General features: G+C 56.9%; 18 protein-coding genes and 1 tRNA gene. 5 read left to right on the forward strand and 14 right to left on the reverse strand.

What is annotated here, in order from left to right:
* Nucleotides 1-59: 59 nt before the first annotated feature.
* The 6 genes from ACR0BK_RS05530 to ACR0BK_RS05555 form a co-directional block, all read right to left on the reverse strand.
* Nucleotides 60-1,442 (reverse strand): aldehyde dehydrogenase family protein, encoded by a 1,383-nt coding sequence (locus ACR0BK_RS05530; RefSeq protein WP_480554010.1) that lies wholly within the window; start codon nucleotides 1,440-1,442, stop codon nucleotides 60-62.
* Nucleotides 1,443-1,536: 94 nt separating this feature from the next.
* Nucleotides 1,537-2,898 (reverse strand): glutamine synthetase family protein, encoded by a 1,362-nt coding sequence (locus tag ACR0BK_RS05535; RefSeq protein ID WP_480554011.1) that lies wholly within the window; start codon nucleotides 2,896-2,898, stop codon nucleotides 1,537-1,539.
* A 57-nt stretch (nucleotides 2,899-2,955) separates the two neighbouring features.
* Nucleotides 2,956-3,993 (reverse strand): TRAP transporter substrate-binding protein, encoded by a 1,038-nt coding sequence (locus tag ACR0BK_RS05540; RefSeq protein WP_480475702.1) that lies wholly within the window; start codon nucleotides 3,991-3,993, stop codon nucleotides 2,956-2,958.
* A 58-nt stretch (nucleotides 3,994-4,051) separates the two neighbouring features.
* The gene (locus ACR0BK_RS05545) at nucleotides 4,052-5,377 is read right to left on the reverse strand and encodes a TRAP transporter large permease (RefSeq protein WP_480554012.1); all 1,326 of its coding nucleotides are present in this window, start codon (nucleotides 5,375-5,377) and stop codon (nucleotides 4,052-4,054) included.
* A complete protein-coding gene (locus ACR0BK_RS05550; RefSeq protein WP_480475706.1) occupies nucleotides 5,377-5,898 on the reverse strand; it encodes a TRAP transporter small permease subunit in 522 nt (173 codons plus the stop codon). The genes ACR0BK_RS05545 and ACR0BK_RS05550 overlap by 1 nt, the downstream gene beginning before the upstream one ends.
* Nucleotides 5,899-5,914: 16 nt before the next feature.
* Nucleotides 5,915-6,700 (reverse strand): N-formylglutamate amidohydrolase, encoded by a 786-nt coding sequence (locus tag ACR0BK_RS05555; RefSeq protein ID WP_480545787.1) that lies wholly within the window; start codon nucleotides 6,698-6,700, stop codon nucleotides 5,915-5,917.
* 103 nt (nucleotides 6,701-6,803) lie between these two features.
* Between ACR0BK_RS05555 and ACR0BK_RS05560 the strand changes: the two genes are divergently transcribed.
* The 5 genes from ACR0BK_RS05560 to ACR0BK_RS05580 all read left to right on the forward strand — a co-directional run bounded on the left by ACR0BK_RS05560 (nucleotide 6,804) and on the right by ACR0BK_RS05580 (nucleotide 12,786).
* Nucleotides 6,804-7,676 (forward strand): MurR/RpiR family transcriptional regulator, encoded by an 873-nt coding sequence (locus tag ACR0BK_RS05560; protein WP_480482048.1) that lies wholly within the window; start codon nucleotides 6,804-6,806, stop codon nucleotides 7,674-7,676.
* A gap of 103 nt (nucleotides 7,677-7,779) precedes the next feature.
* Nucleotides 7,780-7,853 (forward strand) — tRNA-Gly (locus tag ACR0BK_RS05565).
* 127 nt (nucleotides 7,854-7,980) lie between these two features.
* Nucleotides 7,981-9,801, forward strand: coding sequence for an ABC transporter transmembrane domain-containing protein (locus ACR0BK_RS05570; protein WP_480554013.1), 1,821 nt, complete (start codon nucleotides 7,981-7,983; stop codon nucleotides 9,799-9,801).
* A 159-nt stretch (nucleotides 9,802-9,960) separates the two neighbouring features.
* The gene (locus ACR0BK_RS05575; RefSeq protein WP_480554014.1) at nucleotides 9,961-11,850 is read left to right on the forward strand and encodes an acyl-CoA synthetase; all 1,890 of its coding nucleotides are present in this window, start codon (nucleotides 9,961-9,963) and stop codon (nucleotides 11,848-11,850) included.
* A gap of 12 nt (nucleotides 11,851-11,862) precedes the next feature.
* On the forward strand, nucleotides 11,863-12,786 hold the full coding sequence (locus ACR0BK_RS05580) for an alpha/beta hydrolase (RefSeq protein WP_480554015.1): 924 nt from the start codon (nucleotides 11,863-11,865) through the stop codon (nucleotides 12,784-12,786).
* A 10-nt stretch (nucleotides 12,787-12,796) separates the two neighbouring features.
* Here the strand turns inward: ACR0BK_RS05580 and ACR0BK_RS05585 are convergent, their stop codons facing one another.
* From ACR0BK_RS05585 to ACR0BK_RS05620, 8 genes are all read right to left on the reverse strand, one after another.
* The gene (locus ACR0BK_RS05585) at nucleotides 12,797-13,633 is read right to left on the reverse strand and encodes an alkaline phosphatase family protein (RefSeq protein ID WP_480475716.1); all 837 of its coding nucleotides are present in this window, start codon (nucleotides 13,631-13,633) and stop codon (nucleotides 12,797-12,799) included.
* 156 nt (nucleotides 13,634-13,789) lie between these two features.
* Nucleotides 13,790-15,427 (reverse strand): ABC transporter ATP-binding protein, encoded by a 1,638-nt coding sequence (locus ACR0BK_RS05590; RefSeq protein ID WP_480554016.1) that lies wholly within the window; start codon nucleotides 15,425-15,427, stop codon nucleotides 13,790-13,792.
* Nucleotides 15,424-16,239, reverse strand: a complete 816-nt coding sequence (locus ACR0BK_RS05595) for an ABC transporter permease (protein ID WP_480475720.1) — start codon at nucleotides 16,237-16,239, stop codon at nucleotides 15,424-15,426. The genes ACR0BK_RS05590 and ACR0BK_RS05595 overlap by 4 nt, the downstream gene beginning before the upstream one ends.
* The gene (locus tag ACR0BK_RS05600) at nucleotides 16,239-17,195 is read right to left on the reverse strand and encodes an ABC transporter permease (RefSeq protein ID WP_480516140.1); all 957 of its coding nucleotides are present in this window, start codon (nucleotides 17,193-17,195) and stop codon (nucleotides 16,239-16,241) included. Before ACR0BK_RS05600 ends, ACR0BK_RS05595 begins: the two co-directional genes overlap by 1 nt.
* Nucleotides 17,196-17,210: 15 nt before the next feature.
* Nucleotides 17,211-18,797: an ABC transporter substrate-binding protein gene (locus ACR0BK_RS05605; protein WP_480516142.1), complete on the reverse strand. Its 1,587-nt coding sequence runs from the start codon at nucleotides 18,795-18,797 to the stop codon at nucleotides 17,211-17,213.
* Between the two features lie 234 nt (nucleotides 18,798-19,031).
* Nucleotides 19,032-20,135 (reverse strand): glycerate kinase type-2 family protein, encoded by a 1,104-nt coding sequence (locus ACR0BK_RS05610; RefSeq protein ID WP_480554017.1) that lies wholly within the window; start codon nucleotides 20,133-20,135, stop codon nucleotides 19,032-19,034.
* Nucleotides 20,135-20,572, reverse strand: coding sequence for a D-aminoacyl-tRNA deacylase (gene dtd, locus ACR0BK_RS05615; protein WP_480554018.1), 438 nt, complete (start codon nucleotides 20,570-20,572; stop codon nucleotides 20,135-20,137). Before dtd ends, ACR0BK_RS05610 begins: the two co-directional genes overlap by 1 nt.
* Before the next feature lie 42 nt (nucleotides 20,573-20,614).
* Nucleotides 20,615-21,283 carry a nitroreductase gene (locus tag ACR0BK_RS05620; RefSeq protein ID WP_480554019.1) on the reverse strand — a complete coding sequence of 223 codons (669 nt, stop codon included), beginning with the start codon at nucleotides 21,281-21,283 and terminating at the stop codon, nucleotides 20,615-20,617.
* Between the last annotated feature and the right edge of the window lie 40 nt (nucleotides 21,284-21,323).

Raw genomic sequence — 21,323 nt, forward strand, 5'->3', positions numbered from 1 at the left:
TCCTTTGTGATTTGAGACCTGCTCGGGCGAGGGGGTCAGACCCGAGCAGGCCGTCGTCCTTAGCCCGTGACCTTCTTCAGGTGGTAAGATTTTGGACGGGTGAGATTGTGATAGCCGATGACCGAAAGACCACCGCCGCGCCCGGTATTCTTGCAACCGGTCCAGCACAGCCCAGGGTCCAGATAGTCGGCCCGGTTCATGAAGACGGTGCCGGTCTCGATCTGGTCGCCCACACGCGCCGCGCGGTCCACATCGCGGGTCCAAAGGCTGGCTGTCAGACCAAACTCGCTGTCGTTCATCAGCGCGATGGCCTCAGCATCCGAGGACACTTTCATGATGCCCACCACCGGGCCAAAACTTTCGTCCCGCATCACCCGCATATCATGGGTCACATTGGTCAGAATCTGCGGCGTGAGATATGCGCCGCCGTCATCCTCGGGGAAGGCTTCAATATGCGCGACCGCACCGGCCTCAACCGCTTCGGCAATCTGCGCGCGCACCTCGTCAGCGAAACGCACATTGGCCATCGGACCAATGGTTGTTTCGGCGTCCAGCGGATTGCCCAGTTTGTAGCCTTTCACGATCTCAACGGCCTTGGCGACAAAGTCATCATACAGGCTTTCGTGAACGTAAATCCGCTCGATCCCACAGCAACACTGGCCCGAATTGAACATCGCGCCGTCGATCAACGTATCGACCGCCGCGTCCAGATCGGCGTCGTCCATGACATAACCCGGATCCTTGCCGCCCAGTTCAGTGCCCACGCCCGTAAAAGTCCCCGCCGCCGCACGCTCCATGGCCTGACCGCCACCGACCGAACCGGTGAAGTTCACAAAGTCGAACGCGTTACCCGCGATGAGGTCATTGGTCACGTCGTGGCTGAGGAACACATTCTGGAACACGTCTTCGGGCACCCCCGCCGAATGGAACGCCTGCGCCATCCGCTCACCAACCAACAAAGTCTGGGTTGCGTGCTTCAGAACAACCGTGTTGCCCGCGATCAGCGCGGGCGCCACCGTGTTGATCGCCGTCATGTAAGGATAGTTCCAGGGGGCAACCACAAAGACCACCCCATGCGGAATACGCTTGATATAGCGTTTGAAGGTTTCATCTTCACCCACGGCAATATCGGCCAGTGACGTCTCGGCGATCTTTGCCATATGGCTGGCACGTTCGTTGAAGCCACCAAACTCGCCGCCATAGCGCACCGGGCGACCCATCATATGCGCCAGTTCCGGAACGATCTCATCATTCATCGCGCCGACAGCCGCGACGCCCGCCATCACCAGATCAATCCGCTCCTGCAACGGTCGCGCTGCCCAGGCTCCCTGCGCCGCCCGCGCCCGCGCCGCGACCTCAAACGCAGCCTCCCGCGACAGCACCTCGCGTTCCGCATAAACCGATCCATCGATCGGCGAGACACATTGCAACATCTGCCCCATAGTTACTCCATCTCTAAAGAGAGCAGGATCCCTGCTTCATCTGGCCATAAATATCCCGGGGTGCGCGAGGGGCTGGCCCCTCGCTTCCTCCCTCTCAAGCCCGCTCAAACCCGCGGGCCACTTCCCAATCGGTTACCACGCGCTCGAATTCCTCGATTTCGACCTCAGCCGCACGGGTATAGTGATCGACAACCTCATCGCCCATCGCCGCGCGCAGCATCTGTGATCCGTGCAAAGCGTTGCGTGCATCCTTCAATGTACCCGGGATCTTTCCCGTCTCGCCCTGATAGACATCGCCCTTGGTCGGCGGCTGCAACTCCAGCCCTTCTTCGATCCCTGCGATCCCGGCCGCCAGCATCCCTGCAATCGCCAGATAGGGGTTCATGTCCGACCCGGGAATACGGCACTCGACCCGTATCGCCTTGGTGCCATCCCCGCACAGGCGGTACCCGGCCGTACGGTTGTCTACAGACCAAATGATCCGTGTCGGTGCAAAGGTGCCCTTCATGAACCGCTTGTAGCTGTTGATGTACGGTGCCATGAAATACGTGTAATCAGCGGCGTATTTCAGCAGGCCGGCCATATAGCTTTTCATCAGCGCCGACATGCCCAGTTCATCCCCGGCATCATAGAAGGCAGGTTTGCCATCCGCCCATAGCGACTGATGCACATGCGACGAGCTACCAACCCTTTCATGATGCCATTTCGGCAGGAAGGTCGCCGCATGACCCTGCTGCCAGGCGATTTCTTTCACCGCGTTCTTGGCGATCGAGTGATTCTCTGCCGTGTCCATCGCTGGTGCGTATTTGATGTTCAGTTCTTCCTGCCCGGCCTCGGCCTCACCTTTGGTGTTCTCGACCGGGATGCCCGCATCCCACAGGTGGTTGCGGATCGGGCGCATCACATGCTCTTCCTTGGTGGTCTGCAGAATGTGATAATCTTCGTTATAGCCCGAGATCGGCTCCAAATCGCGGAACCCTTCCTTTCGGATTGCATCAAAACTCTTCGCGAACAGGAAGAATTCCAGTTCGGTGGCGCACATCGCCTCATACCCCATCGCCTTCAGGCGGTTCACCTGTTTCTTCAGGATCGAACGCGGCGCATGTGGCACTTCCTCATGGGTGTGGTGATCCAGCATATCGCACATGACCATCGCGGTGCCTTCCAGCCAGGGCACCGGGCGCAATGTGCTAAGGTCTGGCTTCATCACATAGTCGCCATAACCCCGCTCCCAGCTGGTCGAGGCATACCCATCCGGCGTCGCCATCTCGAGGTCCGTGGCCAGCAAGTAGTTACAGCAATGTGTCTCTTCCCACGCGCCAGCCACAAAATGACCTGCATGAAAACGCTTGCCCATCAAACGACCCTGCATGTCAACCATGCAAACCAATACTGTGTCGATCGCGCCGTCTGCGACAAGCGATTTCAGGGTTTCGAAAGTCAGAGTTGCGGTCATGAAACAAACCTCATGCGTTGAGTAGGGGCGCCGAATGACAGCGCCCCTGTTTTGATATCAATCGAAGGTGTAAGGGGCACCGGCCTGGTTAATGACCGAGTTATACTCACGGAAGATACCAACGATCTTCTGGTGAATTTCGCCTTCCTGTGCGACCTCGTCCCAGAATTCGATAGCGGCATTTTCCACTTCTTTCCATTCCGCTGCCGGAACCTGACGCAGCTGTAGCTTGTCACCCTTTGCGCGCAAGGCCGCTTCACCGCCCCAGTACCACTGGTTACGATAGGTGTGGCCTGCTTCGACGCCCGCCATCACAACCGATTTCAGGTGGTCGGGCAGCTCGGCCCAGCGTTCCTGGTTTGCAAACCAGGACCCAATCCACGCGCCCGAGATGTTGTTGGTCAGGAAGTAGTCGGTCACATTGGCCCAGCCAACGGTGTAGTCTTCAGTGATGCCCGACCAGGCCATTCCGTCCAACTCACCGGTTTGCACCGCCACTTCCGCGTCTTCGTAGGGGATATTGACCGGTACAACGCCAAACTTGGCAAGAAAACGCCCGGCCGTCGGGAAGGTATAGAGCTTCAGCCCATCCAGGTCGCCAAGGCTTTTGATTTCCTTTTTGGTGTTGAAGTTGCAGGGGTCCTGACCCGCTGCCGACAGCCACGTCACACCAACCTTCTCATATTCCGAGCGCCAGATATCAGCCAAACCGTACTGGTTGAACAGCACCGGAACGTCCAGAATATGCTTGGTAGCGAAGGGGAAATAGCCCCCGAATTGACGCAGCGGAGTAGGCGAAGCCATGGAATCGTCGTCCGAATGAACACCATCAATCGTGCCGCGTTGCAGGGCCTGGAACAGTTCACCTGTCGGAACGATCTGGTCCGCATAGAACAGTTCGATCTCAAGCTCGCCATTGGCATTGGCGTTGATGTAATCGATGGCTGGCTTGGTCACATGCTCGCCCAATGCGCCACCGGCATAGGTCTGGAACCGCCACTTGATGGCGGATTGCGCTTTGACGATCGCAGGAGAGGCCAGTGTGGCGGCTCCCGCCAGACCGGCGGAGCTTAGAAATCTGCGTCTTGTAGTCATTGTCTTTTCTCCTCTGTTTAGTCTTGCTGAACTTCGCCCCTTGCCGGGGTCTTGTGACTTAATTTCCATAGACATAATTCGGCAGCCAAAGCGCGATTTCAGGAAAGATGATGATTATGGCCAAGGCGCAGACCATCACCAGAACAAATGGAACGATCGAACTGTAGATATCGCGCAGCGATATTTCCGGGGGGGCCATCGCGCGCATCAGGAACAGGTTATAGCCGAATGGCGGCGTCATATAAGCGATCTGCGTGGTGATCGTATAAAGTACGCCGTACCAGATAAGATCAAAGCCAAGCGCACCCACCAGCGGAACGTAAAGCGGCGCGACGATAACCAGCATGGCCGTATCGTCCAGAAACGTGCCCATCAGGATAAAGCTGAGCTGCATGAGAACCAGGATCATCCACGGGGAAAGACCCAGTTTTTCGGTGAACAAGCTTTCGATTGCCTTGACCGCACCCAACCCGTCGAAGACAGCGCCAAAAGCCAGAGCCGCCAGAATGATCCACATGAACATGCACGAGATGCCCAATGTGTGCCGAATTGAATTCTCGAAAACCGTGCGTGTCAGCCGTCCTTTCAGAAAGGCGGCCAGCATGGCCGTGGTGGCTCCGATGGCAGAGGATTCCACCAATGATGTCCAACCGTTAACAAAAGGGACCATCATCACCATAAATATGCCCAAGGGTAACAACCCGGCTTGCAACAGCAGCAGCTTTTTTCGCAACGGAATGTCGCGGTCTTCCGCGGGCAGGACCGGGCCGAGCGACGGATTGATGCGGCAGCGGATGACAATGTAGATTATGAACATGGTAGCCATCATTAGCCCGGGTATCACTCCGGCGAGCCATAGCTGGCCAACGGGTTGCCGCGCGATCATGGCATAAAGAACCAGAACAACGGATGGTGGCACCAGAATCCCAAGGGATGATCCGGCCTGAATGACGCCGGTCACCATGCGCTTGTCATAGTTCCGGCGCAGCAATTCCGGCAAGGCAATCGTGGCACCAATCGCCATACCTGCAACGGACAACCCGTTCATTGCCGAGATCAGAACCATCAGCCCGATGGTTCCAACAGCCAGACCACCGGACAGGCCGCCCATCCAGACATGGAACATCTTGTAAAGATCATCTGCGATCCGGCTTTCGGAAAGGATGTACCCCATGAAAATGAACATGGGCAGTGTCAGCAGCGGGTACCACTTCATGACCTTGATCGCAGCGGCAAAACCCAGATCGTAACCGCCCCTATCCCCCCAAAGGAACAAGGCTGAAACCACAGCGACACAGCCGATTGCACCAAAGACGCGCTGGCCGGTCAGCATCATTAGCATCATTGATGCGAACATCAGCAAGGCAATCATCTCGTATGACATCAGATTACCTCACGCGGGATATCGTCGCCGCACAGGCGCAAGATATCCTTGAACAATTCGGACACGGCTTGCAGCAGCATCAGGAAGATACCGATAACCATGATCAGCTTGACCGGCCACAGGTAGGGCCGCCAGATCGTCGCGCTGCGCTCACCGCCATATTGGAAAGAATACATCAGGCTGTCCCATCCACCCCACAGCAAGATGAGCAGATAAATGATCAGGAATACGACTGTGAAGGCATCCGTCCAGGCCTTGCGGCGATGAGACCATTCGCCATAAAGCAGGTCCATTCGCACGTTTGACCCCATCTGGATCGAATACGGGCCACCAAGCATATAGTAGGCCACCATGGCGAACTGAGCCATCTCGAGTGTCCAGAGCGACGGTACGAAAAAGGTTTTCGAGACCGAAGACCAGAACAGAATACCCATCATGACGAATATGCCGTACATGACGACGCGCCCGATCCAGCGGTTCGTTCGATCAATGACCGCCACGTAGCCCCGCAAGAACTTCATCTCGATACCTCAACTCTCATTGTTTCGCCTCTGTGTGCGAATACGCATCAATTACCGTTTGCAGGATCGGCGTCAGAATCCCGGCGATGCGGTCTACTCCCGTTGGTGTGTCGATAAGATCGTTTCGAACCTCGACCATGACATTCGGAAGCCCCCGACTGATCGCATGTTCCTGCAACGTGTGCGTGACGCCATCCGTGGCAGAGTAAGGTTCGTTCAACGCGGCATTCAGACCCGAGCCCTTGGCACAGCGCAGCATAAGTTGGGCCGCCCTGTCATCTTCGTCATGAAGAATGCCCAGTTCGACTGATCGTGTCTTTCCGTTGTAGACGGGCGTGAAACTGTGCATCGTGACAACGACAGGCGGCCGGTCCTGCGCGTCCAGAGTGGACGACAAAAGCTGTTTGAACGGCTCATAAACCTCGTGGATTCTTTGGGCGCGTTGGGTGTCTGTCAGGTTCTCATTGCCGGGAATGGAAAACACTTCGCTTACCTGCGGCATAGCATCTGCACGTTCAGGCGAGCGGTTGCAGTCGTAAACAAGTCGGCTGATGCAGGAATGAACCAGCGGCGCGTCCAAAGCCTTCATCAATTCGACCGAAAGCGCCAATGCGCCAATATCCCATGCTGCATGAGACAATGCTGCGTCCTCAGTCAGGCCCAATCCGTTCAATGACGCTGGGATGAATCGGCTAGCATGTTCGCATACCAAAACGCACTGCGCCCGGCCGTTGGCATTCTGCGCGCGGGCTGCCGGAGCTTCGGTTGGAAGTAGCATTGGTGTCTCGGAATCGTGGTGCATAAGAAGCATTTGTTACAGCAACCTCAGACCTGTCAAGAAAATTACTGTAGACAAAATTACAAACAATCATATCCTGTAAAAAATTTGAGAAATGAAGGTGCCGATGGCCACCGTTGCGAAACTTGTCAAACAGCGGATACAGGAAGAGCTTGACGATCTGACACGGTCAGAACGGCAGCTGGCCTCGGTACTTTTGCAGGATTATCCAATGACCGGCTTGCAATCGATCACCAAGCTGGCAGCTGCTGCGCAGGTCTCGACCCCGACGGTCATACGTATGGCACGCAAGCTGGGTTTCGACGGTTTTCCCGCCCTGCAGGACGCCCTGCGAGAAGAGGTGGCGGCACAGATCAAAAAGCCGATCTCGAAACGGGATGCCTGGGTTGTGGATGACGCGGCGGAGCATCCCACAACGCGGTTTGCGCAGGCTGTTTGGACAAATATGCGCCACACGCTGGAACGTCTGGACAAAGAGATGTTCGACACCGTTGCCCAGCTTCTGGCAAATACGGATCGCCATCTTTACGTCGTGGGCGGGCGTATCACGCGTTCAAATGCGGACTATCTGTTCAATCACATGCAGATTATTCGACCCAATGTGACGATGCTGGGCAATTCGGCAAACGTTTGGCCGCAGTACCTGCTTGATATGGATGAAACCTCGGTTCTGGTGATTTTTGATATCCGCCGATACGAGGCCTATCTCGAGAAATTGGCGCAGGTCGCATCAAGCCGCGGCGTGACGGTTATCCTGTTCACCGACCAATGGGGATCACCGATAGGCAAGACCGCCAATTACACCTTTCACGCACTGGTCGAGGCGCCATCTAGCTGGGATTCAACAATAGCATTGCAGCTGATATCGGAGACCCTGATCGCTGAAGTGCAAGAGGCACGGTGGGAAGAAAGCAAGGAGCGCATCGAGGAACTTGAGCGGTTTTTCTCCTCGACGCGGATATTCCGCAGTCACGATTGAAGGCCGTACTTCCACCGGGAAATATCACGGTTTTGGTCGTGCAAATTTTCACACTTCCCGCTTGACGCGCCCCGGCGCATGACTTAACCAGCGCAAACCATTTGCGGGTATAGCTTAATGGTAAAGCCCCTGCCTTCCAAGCAGGCTATGTCGGTTCGATTCCGTCTACCCGCTCCAATCCCCACTAATTTCTGCGTCAAATGGCCCTTATGGCTGTCTGTTTTTGGCAGGAATGCTTGACCAGAACGGCGGCTGGGGCCAAGAAAGCGTTCACTTTGTAGCGTTCAATTCACAAGGGCCGGACATGGCAAGACAGACCGCCAATAAACCAGCACAATCAGCGGCTCCTGGCGCTAGCGAAGAGCGGGCCCGCTCAAGGAAAATCGGGGTGCTGGGGTCGCTTTGGCCCTTCATGAAGCCTTACAGGCTATTGATGATCGGGGCGACAATGGCGCTGATCCTGACGGCCAGCATGACGCTGACCCTGCCATTGGCCGTGCGGCGCGTCGTCGACAATTTCCGCATTCAGGACGGTGAATTGCTGGACTGGTACTTTTTGGCAGCGTTGGGCATTGCCGCTGTTCTGGCTGCGGGAACCGGTATCAGATATGCGTTGGTCACACGGTTGGGGGAACGTGTGGTTGCTGACATCCGCAAGGCTGTATTTGATCGTGTGATCGGCATGAGCCCCGAATTCTACGAACGCATCATGACCGGTGAAGTGTTGAGCAGGATCACCACCGACACGACACTCATCCAATCGGTTCTTGGCTCATCCGTTTCCATCGCGCTGCGCAATATGCTGATGTTTATCGGCGGGCTGGTTCTGATGCTGTTGACCTCGGCCAAGCTGACCGGGCTTGTCTTGCTGCTTATCCCCGTGGTGGTGGTGCCGATATTGATTCTGGGTCGGCGTTTGCGCGTGATCAGCCGTGAAAACCAGGATTGGATCGCTGCGTCATCCGGAAACGCGGGCGAGGCATTGGGGGCGGTACAGACCGTGCAGGCATTTACCCACGAACAGGCCAGCCGGCAGCAATTTGATGAGATGACCGAGATGTCCTATACCGTTTCACTGCGTCGGATTCAGACGCGCGCGGTGCTAACGGTGATTGTGATATTTCTGGTATTTTCAGGCATCGTTGGCGTTCTGTGGATGGGTGCAAATGACGTACGCAACGGTGTGATGACCGAGGGCGTTTTGATTCAATTCGTGATCTACTCGATCATCATGGCGGGTTCAGTCGCGGCCCTGTCCGAGATTTGGAGCGAGCTTCAGCGCGCCGCCGGAGCCACCGAGCGACTTGTCGAGTTGCTGAATGCCGAAGATTCGGTTTCGGACCCGGCCAAACCCGCTCCTTTGCCAAAGGACGTCCGAGGGGAGATTCGGTTCGAAGATGTAAGTTTTCGCTATCCAGCGCGCCCCGATACAATCGCGCTGGATCACTTGTCGCTTCAGGTAAACCCGGGCGAGACCGTTGCCTTTGTCGGACCGTCAGGGGCGGGCAAGACGACGATCATTCAATTGATTCAACGGTTCTATGACCCAAATTCGGGCCGGGTGATGTTGGATGGCCATGATCTGCGGGAACTGGATCGCACAGATTTCCGAAAGTACATGTCATTGGTGCCGCAGGATCCAGTGATCTTTGCTGCCTCAGCCCGCGAAAACATTCGTTTCGGTCGTCTGGACGCAACGGATGCCGAAGTAGAAGCCGCAGCCCGTGCCGCCATCGCACATGATTTCATTGCCGTATTGCCCGATGGGTATGACAGTTTTGTCGGCGAACGCGGTGTCATGCTGTCGGGTGGGCAAAAGCAGCGTATCGCAATCGCCCGCGCCATATTGCGCGACGCACCTGTGCTGCTGCTGGACGAGGCGACCTCGGCCCTTGATGCGGAAAGTGAACGTGCAGTGCAGGGCGCTGTAGATCAGATGCGTGCCGGTCGCACGACGCTGATTGTTGCGCACAGATTGGCCACCGTAAAGAAAGCCGACCGCATTGTCGTTCTGGAAGAGGGCCGTATCGTGGCGCAGGGCAGCCATGATGATCTGGTGTCCCAGGATGGGCTATATGCGCGCCTCGCACGGTTGCAGTTCACCGATGGCGTAGCAGCAGAATAGGAGTGACGTTCGGGCATTTGTGAATTCGCCGTAGCGTCATTCTACAGTTTACTCTCTTTCAAAGCTAAGGCCTCGCTTGCGCGAGGTTTGTTTTGCTTCCATCTTGGATGCGAACAACAAGCTCGTGCAAAAACACGGGAGAAAAACGGGAGGAACCACATGGCCTTTGTGGGATTGGAAGACAAAACGCGCATGGAACAGGAAATGTCGTGGGAGGATCGGGATTTGCCTGTCACCTTCCATCAGCTCCTGTCGCGCACGGCAGAGAGATTTCCCAACCACAACGCCATCAGTTTTCAGCTACTGTCCGGGCCCACGGACAAGGCTGAGACCCTGACTTGGTCGGAACTTCTGGGCAAGGTCAATCAGGCGGCAAACCTGTTCCGCTCGCTGGGTGTCGGTGAAAATGACGTGGTGGCCTATGTACTGCCAAACTGTAACGAAACACTGATTACAATGATGGGCGGTGCAGTTGCGGGAATCGTGAACCCGATCAATCCGTTGCTGGAGCCCGAGCAGATTGCGGCGATCCTGCGCGAGACAGGCGCCAAAGTGGTTGTTACACTAAAGTCTTTCCCGAAAACAGATGTTGCCCAAAAGGTAGAAGAGGCGGTGCGCCACGCGCCCAAGGTCAACACCATTCTGGAAATCGACCTGAACCGGTACCTGACGCCGCCCAAGTCGTGGCTGGTTCCCTTCCTGCGCCCCAAGATGGGCGAAAAGGAAAAGCTGGCGCACGCGGATTACAAGAACTTCAACAAGGAACTTGCCAAGCAACCGACGACGCTGACATTCGAGGACAGCAATGAAGATCGCGTTGCTTGTTATTTCCACACCGGTGGGACCACCGGGATGCCCAAGGTGGCGCAGCATAAATACTCGGGTCTGATCTACAATGGCTGGCTGGGCAACACGCTGTTGTTTGATGAGAATGACGTCATCATGTGCCCGCTGCCGATGTTCCACGTCTTTGCCGTGCATGTTATCGTGATGGCAGCCGTGTCGTCGGGTGCACATGTGATTTTCCCGACACCTGCAGGTTATCGCGGTGACGGTGTGTTCGACAATTTCTGGAAGCTGATCGAGCGTTGGAAAGTGAGCTTTATCATCACTGTTCCAACCGCGATATCAGCCAAGATGCAACGCCCGGTGGATGCAGATATCTCAAGCGTGAAAACCGCCTTTTCGGGTTCGGCGCCACTGCCGGTGGAGTTGTTCCGCCGCTTTGAAGAGGCGACGGGCGTCACCATCGTCGAAGGTTACGGCCTGACCGAGGCCACCTGTCTGGTCTCGTGCAACCCTGTGGATGGCGAGAAAAAGATCGGTTCGATCGGTATTCCGTTCCCCTATACGGATGTCAAAATCCTGCTGGATGGGCCGGATGGACCGACAGAGTGCGGCACTGATCAGATTGGTGAGATCTGCATCTCGAACCCCGGTGTGTATGCAGGCAACACGTATACTGAGGCTGACAAGAACATTGGTCTTTACCACTTTGACAAATACCTGCGTACGGGCGATCTGGGGCGGTTTGACGAAGACGGCTACCTTTGGATCACGGGTCGCGCCAAGGACCTGATCATTCGCGGTGGTCACAATATCGATCCTGCTGAAATCGAAGAGGCGCTGCTGGGTCACAATGCAGTTGCCTTCGCGGGGGCGATCGGTCAGCCGGACGCGCATTCGGGCGAAGTGCCCTGCGCCTTTGTCGAATTGGTTGATGGGGCGTCGGTCACTGAAAACGAGCTGCTGGAGTATTGCAAGGTTCACGTGCATGAGCGTGCTGCACAACCCAAGCATATAACCATTCTTGACGAGTTGCCGAAAACTGCCGTCGGCAAGGTGTTCAAGCCGGACCTGCGCAAACAGGCCATCACCCGCATTTACAACGGTGCTCTTGACGCTGCGGGGCTTGCTGCGCGGGTTGTTCTTGTGATCGACGATAAAAAGCGTGGCCTTGTCGCGCAGCTTGACGCGAACGGATCTTCGGAAGACGATGTCTCGAAAGTGCTGGGCGCATATACCCGGCCTTGGGAGTGGTCCAAATAAGCCGGAGGAACAATGGACTATGAACGCCTGATCGACGAAGAAACCTGGGCGTTCATACGCCGCACGGCCGAAAGCTATCCGGATGATGCGGTCGATTTGTCCATCGAGGACCAGCGTCGGGTCTATGTCACGATGTGCAAGCAGTTTCGCCAACCGCGCCCTGCCGGTGTCGAAACCCAGGACCTGTACGCCGATGGCGTGCCGGTCCGCCATTATACCGCCGGGCATCCGACCCGAACTGTTGTGTATTTTCATGGTGGTGGCTTTGTCGTTGGCGGGTTGGACAGCCACGATGATGTCTGTGCCGAGTTTTGTGCGCAGACGGGATACCGCGTCGTTTCAGTCGACTACAGGCTGTGTCCTGAACATGTGCATCCAGCGCAGTTCCAGGATTGCTGGACAGCTGTGAAATGGGCGGCGGTCGAGTATGGCGACCCGCTGGTTCTGGCCGGGGACAGCGCGGGAGGAAATTTGTCAGCAGCTATTGCCCACCATGCGCGCGGGCGGCTGGACAATATTCTGGGGCAAGTCCTGATCTATCCCGGCCTTGGCGGAGATCAATCGCGCGGCTCATATCTTGAGCACGCCCATGCTCCTTTACTGACACTGGACGACATCAAATTCTATGAAACCGTCCGATACACAGGCGCCCAGCCGCAAGGCGATCCGACTTATGCGCCGCTACAGGAAAATGATTTTTCGAAACTGCCGCCAACTGTTGTGATTACCGCTGACTGTGACCCGCTCCGCGATGACGGGAAGGTCTATTGCGAGCGGATAAGCGCGGCTGGTGGTCAGGCCCATTGGATCAACGAACTTGGCCTTGTTCATGGGTACCTACGTGCGCGAACCTCGGTAAAGCGCGCAGCAGACAGCTTCGAACGGATCTCGGTCGCTATCGAAGCACTGGGGCAAGAGATCTGGCCCTACGACTGAAGTCAGTCAGTTACATCAGGAACGGCTTAGCCCTCATCGTGTCTGCGAGGGGCGCACCCAATCGGCTCAGAATGGTCGGGGCCAATTGGATCTGGTCGATTACGGTTTCTACGTCAGGCCCGTCGGCATCGCCGAAGTAATACAGCGCGGTTTCCTGTTGCAGGGGGCTGCGCCCTCCGTGGTGTCCGCGCTCGTCTTGGCCATGATCGGCGGTGACGATCACCTCATACCCCAATTGGCGCCAGCGAGGGATGAACGGGGCCAGCATCTCGTCTGCAACAAAGCAGGCATGATCCATTTCTTCGCAGTCGTGATAGAAACGGTGACCCATGCTGTCCAGTGTACAGGTGTGCAGGATGCCATAGTCCAGCCCAAAGCGCAGACACAGATTGGTCAAGGTGGCAAATAGATCGACGTCGGACGGGGTCATCTGGTTGTCTTTGCCGTAGCCGGTCATGCTGTGAAAGCGACCGTGATTGATGGTCTGGCTCTCTGGCTCGTCATATTCGACGTCGCGGACATAGTCGAACGGGTGACGGTTGAAGAACTGCGACCAAAAACTGTGTGTGACAGCCCCAGTCACGCCGCCGGCCTCACGTACCTGGCTAAAGACATCCTTATGGCTCAGGCGAAAGACGTTGCCGTTTCCGGTGCAGCCGTGTTCTTGCGGCGTTACGCCCGTATGGATCGATGCATAGCAACTGGCCGAAGTTGAAGGCAGCACTGCGCGGTGCTTCCACACCCGAGCTTCGCCGCTGTCGACCCAGCCTTCGAGGTTGCCGAACAGGCGGCGGAAATTCCGGTATGGTACTCCGTCCAGAATGATCAATAGTAGTTTACGGTCCATGGCTTGGCCCTTTGATCTGAGTAATTCATGGGGACGATACGCGAGTTGAAACCACGCGCCTGCCAAATCGCGTCCCAAATAATAAATTCCCGACGTCAGCCAAGATGCAAAACGCCGGGAATCCATTTCTTCAAAGTGATGTTACAGGCGCAGAGATCAATTCCCCGCGCTTTCCATTTTGCGATGGGCAACGACCTCTTCCAGCCAGCCCAGATGCATCTCGGGCACCGAGCTCAGCAGAAGGTCTGTATAGTCGTCGAATGGCGGGCTGAGCACCTGACTCTTTGGACCATAACGGGCCACGCGTCCCTGATACATCACCGCGATGCTGTCGCTGATCGCCCGAACCGTCGCGAGATCGTGGGTGATGAACAGATAGGCCACATCCTCGATCTTCTGCAAATCCAGCAGCAGTTTGAGGATACCGTCCGCTACAAGCGGGTCGAGCGCCGATGTCACTTCGTCACAGATGATCATCTTGGGCTTGGCTGCCAGTGACCGCGCGATGCAGACGCGTTGCTTTTGGCCACCGGACAACTCGGCCGGATAACGGTCGATGAACTTCTCGCCCAACTCGATCTCGTCCAGCAGTTCGACGACCCGTTTGCGCTTTTCGGCACCGCGCATGTTGAAGTAGAACTCCAGCGGGCGTCCGATGATCGTACCCACTGTCTGGCGCGGGTTCATTGCCACGTCAGCCATCTGATAGATCATCTGCAACTCGCGCAGGTCCTCGCGGGATCGTCCGGCAAGGTCAGGCGAAAGCTTGCGTCCGGCAAACGTAATCTCGCCATCGCGCGGCGGCAGCAGGCCGGTGATCACTCGGGCAAGTGTCGATTTACCCGACCCGGATTCACCCACAACCGCCAGCGTCTGACCCGGATGAAGCTCGACATTGACGTTGTGCAGCACGTCGAAATTCAACCCCTTGTAGCGCGCGGTGATACCGTCAACGCTCAGCAGCGGTTCCGCTGTGGGCTGTTTTTCCTCGTGCTCGATCGAACGGACCGAGACCAGAGCCTGCGTGTACTCTTCCTGCGGGTTGTTGATGATCTGATCGGTTGACCCATATTCGACCGTATTCCCCATCCGCAAAACCATGATTTCGTCGCTGACTTGCGCCACGACCGCAAGGTCGTGCGTGATGTAGAGAGCAGCAACACCGGTATCGCGAATGGCTTCTTTGATCGCCATCAGCACGTCGATTTGCGTGGTCACATCCAGAGCCGTGGTGGGTTCATCGAACACCACCAGATCGGGTTCAGGGCACAGCGCCAGCGCCGTCATGCATCTCTGCAACTGTCCGCCTGAAACCTGGTGCGGGTAGCGTTCACCGATATTATCCGGGTCGGGTAGGCCTAGTTTGGCGAACAGTTCCCGCGCGCGGCCTTCGGCCTCTTTTCGCGAAAATTTCTTGTGCTCGACCGCAGCTTCGACAACCTGATCCATGATCTTCTTAGCCGGGTTGAACGACGCGGCTGCGGATTGCGACACATACGCAACCTCACCCCCGCGCAGATTGCGGATTTCGCCATGCGACGATTTCAGGATATCGCGCCCATTTACCCAAACCTCGCCGCCGGTAATTTCAACTCCGCCCCGGCCATAGGCCATAGAAGCGAGGCCGATGGTGGACTTACCGGCACCGGATTCTCCGATCAGGCCCAGCACCTTGCCGCGTTCGAGGTCAAAACTGACCCCGTGCACGATTTCGATGTCATGGGGTTTTTCACCCGGTGGATAGACCGTTGCACCGATCTTGAGGTCACGGACCTTGAGAAGGGTATCACTCATCCCCGGCCTCCTTTCAGCGATGTGGTTCTGTTCAGGACCCAGTCAGCGACAAGGTTGACCGAGATCGCCAGCGTCGCGATGGCCACAGCTGGGTACAAAGCTGCGCCGATGCCATAAACGATGCCGTCCTTGTTTTCCTTCACGATGCCGCCCCAGTCGGCCAGCGGTGGCTGAACGCCCAGCCCCAGAAACGAAAGGGTCGAGATGAAGAGGACCATAAAGATGAACCGCAGCCCAAACTCGGCCACCAGAGGTGACAGGGCGTTTGGCAGGATTTCACGGAAGATGATCCAGGCACGGCCTTCGCCGCGCAACTTGGCGGCCTCGACATAATCCATCACGTTGATGTCGACGGCAACCGACCGCGACAGGCGATACGGGCGTGTCGCGTCCAGAAGACCCATCACCAGGATCAGGATCGGGACCGTCACCGGGACAATGGCCAGAATGACCAGTGCCAGGATCAGGGTCGGGATCGACATGACCAGATCAACTGCCCGGCTGAGCACCTGATCGGCCCAACCGCCCAGAACCGCAGCCAGCAAACCCAGCGACGTGCCGGTTACAAAGCTGAGGATCGTAGCCGCAGCCGCAATGAAGATCGTCGTACGCCCGCCGTAGATCATGCGTGTCAGCAGATCCCGACCTATATTGTCGGTGCCCAACAGGTGTTCGGCGCTTGATGGCTCCCACACATCGCCAACCACTTCGGCCATGCCGTAGGGCGCAATCAAAGGCGCGGCTAAGGCGACAAAGAAATAGAGACCTGTGAAAAACAGACCGATCATCGCCGAAATTGGAATATTCTTCATCATTTCGGATGCCTCAGTCTTGGGTTGGCCAGGATCGACACGATATCGGCCACCATGTTCAGCCCGATATAGACGGCGGCAAAGACCACACCACACGCCAGCACGACCGGCACGTCACGCTTGGTCACCGAGTCCACCAGGTATTGTCCCATGCCGGGATAAACGAACACCACTTCGACCACGACAACGCCCACGACCAGATAGGCCAGGTTCAGCATCACCACGTTTACAATGGGTGAGATCGCGTTCGGAAAGGCGTGTCGCGCAATGACCTGAAAGTTTGACAACCCCTTCAGTTCCGCCGTTTCGATATAAGCCGACTGCATCAGGTTGAGGATCGCCGCGCGGGTCATGCGCATCATCTGCGCCAAGACCACCAGCGTCAGCACGAAAGCGGGCAATGCGATCGCATTGAGTTTTTGCCCGAATGACATCGAGTCATTGATCATCGCAAGCGAGGAAAACCAGCCCAGCTTTACCGAAACATAGTAGATCACCACGTAGCCGATCAGAAACTCTGGTATTGACACTGTCGTAAGCGTGACAGCTGAGATCAGCTTGTCCGGCCAGCGGTTGCGGTAGCGGACTGCCAGCAAGCCCAGGAAGATGGCAAGCGGAACCGAAACCACGGCCGCGGCGCATGCCAGAAACAATGTGTTGCCCAACCGTTTGCCAATGCTTTCCGCAATGTCGAGCTTGTTGGTCAGGGACTGACCCAGATCACCCTGAACGATACCGCCCAGCCACTCGAAATAGCGGGTCAGGGCAGGCCGGTTCAGGCCCATTTCTTCGCGCAGGTTTGCAAGGGCCTCTGGAGTTGCGGACTGCCCCAGGACGGCTTGCGCTGCGTCTCCGGGAAGGGCTTCGGTCAGGCCAAAAATCAGGGCCGAAGCGCCAAACAGCAATAGGAGTCCCAGCGCGAGGCGCTGGGAAACCAGTTTGATGATAGGATGCATGATCCGTGGCCCGTTTTAGACGAACCACATTTTGCGGGACATATTGCCGTTCATCATCTCTTGGTTCGGATCTGATTCCCAACCATCCAGCTGATTACTGACGCCTTCAACAAAGTTGTTGAACATCGGGCAGATCAAGCCGCCTTCGTCGCGGACCAAACGGCCCATCTGGCTATAGATGCCTTTGCGCTTTTCTGCATCCAGTTCTGCACGCGCCGAAAACAACAGATCGTCAAAGGCCTGAACTTTGAAACGAGTGTCGTTCCAATCCGCAGTTGACAGGTAAGCGGTAGTATACATCTGGTCTTGTACAGGGCGACCACCCCAGTACGACGCACAGAAGGGCTGGACGTTCCAGACTTCGGACCAGTAGCCATCGTTGGGCTCACGTTTGATTTCCAGCGGGATACCAGCCTGAGCGGCCGTCTGCTGGAACAGAGCTGCGGCGTCGACAGCACCTGGGAAGGCACCATCTGCAACACGCAGGATAATCGGCGAGCCATCATGGCCGGACTTTTTGTAGTGCTCGGCCGCCTTTTCGACACTGAACTCGCGCTGCTCGATTGTTTCGTCAAACAGTGGGTAGGCCGCGTTGATCGGCATATCATTACCGATCGAACCGTAGCCTCGCAGAACCTTGTCTACCAGGTCAGCCCGATTGATGGCGTATTTCAGCGCGGTGCGCAGTTCATTGTTATCAAACGGTGCCGTGTCGCAATGCATGATGAAGACATAGTGACCGCGACCAGCGGTAGAATGTACGGTCAGGTTGGGTGCGCGGCCCAACAGGTCGGCAACTTTGGGTTCCACGCGGTTGACCGCGTGGACCTGTCCGGATTGCAGGGCAGCGGTACGCGCAGTTGCGTCGTTGATGACGATGACTTCGACACTGTCGAAATTGCCGTAATCGCTGTTCCAGTGGTTTTCGTTCTTTGTAAACAAGTGACGCACACCGGGTTCGTCAACTTCCAATTTGTACGGTCCAGTCCCGATACCTGCCCCCGGATTATCCATACCGCCATCAGGCTGAATGATCAGGTGGTAATCGGCCATCAGATAGGGCAGGTCGGCGTTTGGCTCGGTCAGGGTGACCTGGAAGTTGTCGCCGTCAGCTTTCATTGACTCAATGCCCTTCATGATGCCCAGGGCACCGGACTTGGAGTCTTCGTTCGAGTGGCGCTGCATGGTTTTCAGCACGTCTTCGCTGGTCATAGTCTTGCCGTTGTGGAATTCGACACCCTGACGCAGCTTGAAAGTCCAAACCTTAGCGTCGGCGCTGCCTTCAACGCTTTCCGCCAGACGCGGCTCGATCGAGCCGTCTGGTGCAACTTCAACAAGCTGGTCACCAAACTGTTTGCCGTTCTGAAAGGGAACCGAGCTTGCGTAGGTCGCTGGGTCCAGAGAGTTAGTGGATTCACCACCCTGAAGACCAAATTTCAAATCACCGCCCTTTTTCGGCCCAGCAGCCCGAGCGGCGTCCGCGAACATTGTGCTGGCCATCGCAGCCGAAACACCCAGAGCCGCGGCTTTCCCCATGAATTCGCGGCGGGTCATTTTTCCGGCTGTGACCTGACCGGCCATATGCGTGATTTGTTCGTTCATCGATTATTCTCCCTATCGAGTGGTTTTAACCCTTTTCGGGTTTTTGTTGACGCATGAGTCAACGTTGGCTTATTTCGGCGGACCGGGCAAGGGTATTTCTCCTAGATGCCGAAGGCCGAAGCGCAAGTAACCTTGTTTGGCGCGATGCCCTTTCCACAAGAATACTATGATACAATTCTGTTTCAGGCCAGTTTCCGAGCCTTTGCGGTACGGCGCGGTGCGATATGCGTCAATTCATCCACGTATTGCGACAACCAGGTCCATGACATTGGTGCCGGTTGGCCCGGTTGTCAGCAAGGCTTGGGCTTTTTCCAGAAACGATCCGCTGTCAGCATTTCGAAGGGCGGTTATCCCGCTTTCGCTCCATGTTGCGCCGGTAATGATTCCCCCTGCCGCATTGGTCGGCCCGTCTGTGCCGTCCGTGCCGCCGACAACAACTGTAAGGTTTGGCTGCCCGGCAATCTCCTGCGCCAGTGCAAGTGCCAGCGCCTGGTTTCGCCCACCGCGCCCAGGGTGATCGGGCAAGACCACTGTCGGCTCTCCGCCGAAGACCATCACGCCCTTTTCCATGCCGCGCAGCAGTTGGCCGAGATGTGCGGCAACCTTCAGATAGTCGTCATGCAGCGCCTCTTCATCGGCCCAAACCTTTAGCCCAGCCGCTTCGGCGGCTTGTACAACCGCACTGCGGGCATGGGCGTTCGAGGCCACGATCCGCGTGACGGCCTCAAATGTGTGGCTGGAAGGCAAAGCGCCGACACCCGATCCAATGACATTGAGGTCGTCGCCCGGTACGTCCGAGATGGCCAGAACGGTCGCGCGCGCGCCCGCAAAGTGCGACAGCAACCCCCCGCCTTTGATGCGGGACAGTTTGCGCCGCTCAGCGTTCATAGCGCCGATGTCCATTCCCTCTGACAGTAACTTGCGGTTCAACGCTTCAAGATCGCTCAGCGATTTTCCGGGCAAAAGGTCCTCGGCCAACGAAGACGCGCCACCCGACACCAGAAGCAGCACATGTGATCCGGGTTCCATCTGCTCCAGCGCAGCACGCAGAGCGCGCCCGCCTGCAAGGCTGCGGTTGTCCGGAACCGGGTGCGAGGCTTCGATCACCTCGACAGTGTCAGGCAAGTCCCGACCGTGATCGTCCTTGGTCACGACAAGCGTGGGCACCGCGCCGAACTGCTCCAACGCCGCCCGTGCCATGGCGGCGGCAGGCTTGCCAACGGCCAGAATACGATCCGGTTTCGGGATGTCGTGCAGGGCGGCCTCGGTGGCGGTGTATCCGTCAACGGCCTCAACTCCGGCGCGCCAAAGTTGAACGGCTTGCTTTTCAGTATCCATCAAGTCTCCACCCAGATTGTGACCGGTCCGTCGTTGACAAGTTCAACGGCCATGTCGGCCCCGAATTGTCCAGTTTCCACCGCTACACCTTGCGCAGCAAGGTAGTTTGCGAAGGTGTTATACAGATGCTCGCCCAGTTCGGGCGGTGCTGCAGTTGAAAACCCCGGCCTGTTACCGCTTGTTGTATCTGCCGCCAATGTAAACTGGCTGATCACCAAGGCTGACCCTTTTACATCCAGAAGCGAGCGGTTCATCTTGCCCGCGTCGTCCTTGAAGATCCTGAGTTTGGCGGTTTTCCGGGCCAGTTTTTCAGCCTGAGCCTCATCGTCCCCCTGCATGGCGCAGACAAGAATCAAAAGCCCCGGACCGGATACGCCAATGACGTTGCCATCGACCGATACTTTGGCTTGCGAAACTCTTTGCAGCAACGCGCGCACGTGGTTCCCCCCTCTTGGCGATTATCTTGCCTGAGCGATGGTTTAGCCGCGCCAGTCGACAAAGTCACCCAGCGCGGCACGATCTGTGCGAAAGTTATTTGCGGGGTGCTTTCTGTCCGAATACCCAAAGGAAATCGCGCACAGGATCAGGCGGTCTTCCGGGATCCGAAAATATCTGTGCAGGAAAGGGCCATACGCGGCTAATGCGGCCTGAGGAATGGTTGCCACTCCCAACGCCTGCGCTGCCAACGAAAAAGCCGTAACAAACCCTCCGCAATCCATTGCGCCATATGGCCCAAGTTCCGCCGGGCTTGAGACGATGGCGCAATGCGGTGCATCGAACAGAGCGAAATTGCGCATCATTTGTTGGGCCGATCCTGCCCGGTCCCCGCGTTCCACACCGACTGCTTCATAGAGCGCCCAACCGCACGCGCGGCGGCGGTCTTGATAGACGCCTGAATATGACGCGGGAAACGGAAGATCGGGGGCCGGTGCGCCTGTTTCAGCTTCGTTTTGCATCGCCGCGCGGAACCTGTCGGTCTCTGCGCCGCTTGTGATCACCAATTGCCACGGCTGCGCGTTACACCAGCTTGGGGCCCGGGCCGCGCTGGCCACGATTTGTTCGATCTGCTCCTTTGGTACAGGGTCGGGCAGGAAGGCCCGGCAGGAATGGCGTTTCTCCAGAAGGTTATTCAGTTCTGCAAATGACACTAGCGCCTCGTTGTTATGTTCCGACCCTCAGGATGATCAT

It is taken from the genome of Ruegeria sp. AF1, assembly GCF_056542125.1.